5 protein-coding genes and 1 pseudogene are annotated in these 3,586 nt (G+C 69.2%); 5 read left to right on the top strand and 1 reads right to left on the bottom strand.

Translation table 11 applies throughout. The annotated features are described in order from the left end of the window. The 4 genes and pseudogenes from CSW58_RS06310 to CSW58_RS06295 all read left to right on the top strand — a co-directional run. A pseudogene (locus CSW58_RS06310) lies at window positions 1-198 on the top strand (NADPH-dependent FMN reductase); the annotation flags it as partial. Window positions 199-313: 115 nt separating this feature from the next. Continuing rightward, window positions 314-1,114 carry an SDR family oxidoreductase gene (locus CSW58_RS06305; protein WP_099446715.1) on the top strand — a complete coding sequence of 267 codons (801 nt, stop codon included), beginning with the start codon at window positions 314-316 and terminating at the stop codon, window positions 1,112-1,114. 103 nt (window positions 1,115-1,217) lie between these two features. After that, the gene (locus CSW58_RS06300) at window positions 1,218-1,505 is read left to right on the top strand and encodes a type II toxin-antitoxin system RelE/ParE family toxin (RefSeq protein ID WP_099446714.1); all 288 of its coding nucleotides are present in this window, start codon (window positions 1,218-1,220) and stop codon (window positions 1,503-1,505) included. Window positions 1,506-1,519: 14 nt separating this feature from the next. Continuing rightward, on the top strand, window positions 1,520-1,831 hold the full coding sequence (locus CSW58_RS06295; protein WP_099446716.1) for a HigA family addiction module antitoxin: 312 nt from the start codon (window positions 1,520-1,522) through the stop codon (window positions 1,829-1,831). 2 nt (window positions 1,832-1,833) lie between these two features. On the opposite strand, the gene CSW58_RS06290 is transcribed toward CSW58_RS06295, so the two are convergent. Then, window positions 1,834-2,529 (bottom strand): MarC family protein, encoded by a 696-nt coding sequence (locus CSW58_RS06290; RefSeq protein ID WP_099446713.1) that lies wholly within the window; start codon window positions 2,527-2,529, stop codon window positions 1,834-1,836. A 96-nt stretch (window positions 2,530-2,625) separates the two neighbouring features. Here CSW58_RS06290 and pyrF point away from each other — a divergent pair, with 96 nt between their 5' ends. Further along, window positions 2,626-3,315 (top strand): orotidine-5'-phosphate decarboxylase, encoded by a 690-nt coding sequence (gene pyrF, locus CSW58_RS06285; RefSeq protein ID WP_099446712.1) that lies wholly within the window; start codon window positions 2,626-2,628, stop codon window positions 3,313-3,315. Window positions 3,316-3,586 lie beyond the last annotated feature (271 nt).

Below are 3,586 nucleotides of genomic sequence, written 5' to 3'. Positions count from 1 at the left end.
GCGGCCGAGCGCGGTCCGGACTCCCTCAATCGGGTCGGCTCGTTCCTCGGCCTGGCGGCGCAGTCCGACAACGCCTCGCCCGAGATCACCCCGCCCCAGGGCGACCGCGAGACCGCTCGCCTGCTGGGCGTCCGCGTCGCCGAGGCTGCGGCCCGCTGGACCCGCGGCGCCCAACCGGCGCTGAGCGGAGCCGCTTAAAGGGCCTGGAGGGCGCGCAACCGTCTCTCGCGCGCCCTTCGTCCCGGCTTGAGCTTGAACCGAAGCGGCGGCTGTGCTGGTCTCCGGCGTTATTTCGCTACGATCGGACACCCGCATGGCCCGCCGTCTCGCCCTGATCACCGGCGCCTCCGCCGGCATCGGGGCCGCCTTCGCCCGCATCTATGCCAGCCACGGCTATGACGTGGCCCTGACCGCGCGACGGCTGGACCGGCTGGAGGCCCTGGCCGCCGAGATTCGCCTGCGCTTCGGGGTCGAGGCCTATCCGATCGCCGCCGACCTCTCCAAGCCCGACGGCGTCGACACGGTGCTGGCCGGGATCGAGGCCCAGGGCCGGGTCGTCGACGCCCTGGTCAACAACGCCGGCTACGGCCTGCCCGGAACCTATGCCCAGACCAGCTGGAGCGACCAGGCCGACGTGCTGCAGACCATGCTGGCCGCCGTCTGCGGCCTGACCCATCGGGTGCTGCCCGGCATGGTCGAGCGCCGTTTTGGCCGCATCGTCAATGTCGCCTCCCTGGCCGGCCTGCTGCCGGGCGCGGCGGGCCACACCCTCTACGCGGCCACCAAGGGCTTCCTGGTCAAGTTCTCCCAGAGCCTGCACCTGGAAAACCTGGCCACCGGCGTCCACGCCAGCGCCCTGTGCCCGGGCTTCACCTATTCGGAATTCCACGACGTCAACGGCACCCGCGAACAGGTCAGCCAGTCCCTGCCCTCGTGGTTATGGCTGGGCGCCGACGAGGTCGCCGCCGCCGGCTACGAGGCGGCCGAGGCCAACCGCCCGGTCTGCGTGCCCGGCGCGCCCAACAAGGCCATCGCCGTGATCGCCAAGCTGATCCCCGACGAATGGGCCCTGGCCCTGATGGCCCGGCAGGGGGCGCGGTTCCGGAAGGTTTAGGGCGCGGGACGCGCCTTCAATCAGAGCTTCGTATCGTGAAATGATACGGACGTCTTGATTTTCGTATCACCTCGCGATACAAAATGATCTGGATGGATAGGCTGTGGCGATTCAGAGCTTCAAGGACGATCGCGCCAAGGCGATCCTTGACGGGACACCGCCCGGCAAAGGCTTTCCAGCCGATCTCCTGCGCGCTGCAAAGCGCAAGCTGGAGATGCTCAACGCCGCTGTCTTGTTGAACGACCTGCGTGCGCCGCCCGGCAACCGACTTGAAGCGCTTTCGGGTGATCGATTGGGCCAATATTCGATCCGGGTGAACGATCAGTTCCGACTGGTTTTCACTTGGACCGCCGCCGGTCCCAGTGACGTAGCGTTCGTGGACTATCACTAATATTGGAGCGGCCCATGCCAGATGAAGCTGACCTTCTTGCGCCCGTCCATCCCGGCGAGATCCTCTTGGAAGAGTTCATCAAGCCCCATGGCCTGAGCGCAGGCCGCACCGCAGCGCGGCTGCATCTGGCGCGTCCGCGTATCGAGCGGCTGGTGCGGGGCCAAACGCCCGTCACCGTCGATACGGCGTTGCGCCTTGAGCGGCTGTTTGGGGCCAGCGCCCAGTTCTGGCTGAACCTGCAGACCCGCTACGACCTGGAGGTCGCCAAGCGAGCCGGCGGACGCGACGTAGGCGCTATCGAGCCGATCGGTGACGTCGCAGGCTAAGCCTACTTCGCCTCCGCGTAAGGCGCCTTGGCGTCCTGGCGCACCAGGCCGCGGGTGGCGTCGCCGACGCCGACCAGCACGAACTGCACCGCCAGGGCGCAGAGGATCAGGCCCAGAACCCGAACCACGATGCTCATGCCGATCCGGCCCAGGGCCTTGCTGATCAGGGGCGAGGCCCAGAAGCAGGCGACCGTGACCACCGACACCGCCGCGATCACCGCCACGCCGACGGCCATGCCGCCCAGGCCGAAGTCCTTGGCCTCGCTGGCATAGATGATCACGGTCGAGATCGAGCCGGGGCCGATCAGCAGGGGCATGGCGAAGGGCACGATCAGCCGCTCGAAGCGCTGCTTGGCATAGACCCGGGCCGACTGGCCCTCGATGCCCTCGGCGGCGTCGGCGAACATGGTGGTGAAGTCGTCGCGCACCATGTCGAGGCCGAGGATGAACAGGATAATGCCGCCGGCGATGCGGAAGGCCGGCATCGAGATGCCGAAGAACTCCAGCAGGGCCACCCCGGTGAAGTAGAAGAAGACCAGGAAGCCGAGGATGAACAGGCCGATATAGACCGCCACCATCCGCCGACCCGCCGCGGCCGCGCCGAGGGTGGCGGCGGCGAACAGCGGCACGTTGCCGATCGGATCGATCAGGGCGAACAGGGCGACGAAGAAGTTGACGGCGAGTTCTGCCTGGCTCATTCGACGTCCTCAGCCTCTCTCTTCGCGCCCGATGCCCGACCCTTCTAGGGCGAAGCGTCGCCGCGCGCCAACCCGCTATCGTCCTGGGGACCCGCCATGACCGCCGACCCGCGCCTGATCGTGCCCCTCGACCTGCCCTCCGTCGCCGAGGCCAGGGCCATGGTCGAACGCCTGGGCGACAGCGTCAGCTTCTACAAGATCGGGCTGGAACTGCTGGCCACCGACGGCATGGCCTTCGCCGCCGCGCTGAAGGGCCAGGGCAAGCAGGTGTTCCTCGACTGGAAGCTGCACGACATCGGGGCCACGGTCGAGCGCTCGGCCCGGGTCCTGGCCCAGGCGGGCTGCGACCTGCTGACCGTCCATGCCGAGCCGCAGGTGATGCGCGCCGCCGTGCTGGCGCGGGGCGGCTCGGACCTGAAGATCCTGGCCGTCACCGTCCTGACCAGCCTGACCGACGCCGACCTGGTCGAGATGGGCTATGCCTTCACCACCCACGAACTGGTGGCCCGGCGCATCCGTCAGGCCGTGGACTGCGGCGTCGACGGCGTCGTGGCCAGCCCGCACGAGGCGGCCCTGGCCCGCGAGATCGCCGGACCGGGTTTCCTGGTGGTGACCCCCGGCGTGCGTCCCGACGGCTCGGCCAAGAACGACCAGGCCCGCGCCGCCACCCCGGCCGACGCCCTGCGGGCCGGGGCCAGCCACCTGGTCTGCGGCCGGCCGATCACCGCCGCCGAGGATCCCCGCGCCGCCGCGCTGAAGGTGGTGGCGGAGATGGCGGGGGTTTAGATCAGATCCTCCCCCTGAAGGGGGAGGCGGCCTTAGGCCGGTGGGGGAAGACCGCACCGACTCGGCAGTCCTTCCCCCTCCGTCGCCTGCGGCGACACCTCCCCCGTCAGGGGGAGGATCTGTAGCCTACCTCACCACCCGCGCCACGCCCCGCGCCCTCGGATCGGCGACCGGAACCGGCGTGCCGTCGATCACCTGGATGGCCTCGATGTCGCCGTTATAGTCCTGGTCGACCAGGACATAGCCCATCGCGTCCAGCCCCTGGCGCAGC

Source organism: Caulobacter sp. B11 (genome assembly GCF_002737765.1).
Classification (GTDB): domain Bacteria; phylum Pseudomonadota; class Alphaproteobacteria; order Caulobacterales; family Caulobacteraceae; genus Caulobacter.
This window is presented reverse-complemented; position numbering and strand designations above follow the sequence as displayed.

Bases quoted from the DNA above. Each gene is read 5' to 3' on its own strand.
- pyrF (WP_099446712.1), top strand. From the start codon at position 2,626: ATGACCGCCGACCCGCGCCTGATCGTGCCCCTCGACCTGCCCTCCGTC.
- CSW58_RS06305 (WP_099446715.1), top strand. From the start codon at position 314: ATGGCCCGCCGTCTCGCCCTGATCACCGGCGCCTCCGCCGGCATCGGG.
- CSW58_RS06295 (WP_099446716.1), top strand. From the start codon at position 1,520: ATGCCAGATGAAGCTGACCTTCTTGCGCCCGTCCATCCCGGCGAGATC.
- CSW58_RS06290 (WP_099446713.1), bottom strand. From the start codon at position 2,529: ATGAGCCAGGCAGAACTCGCCGTCAACTTCTTCGTCGCCCTGTTCGCC.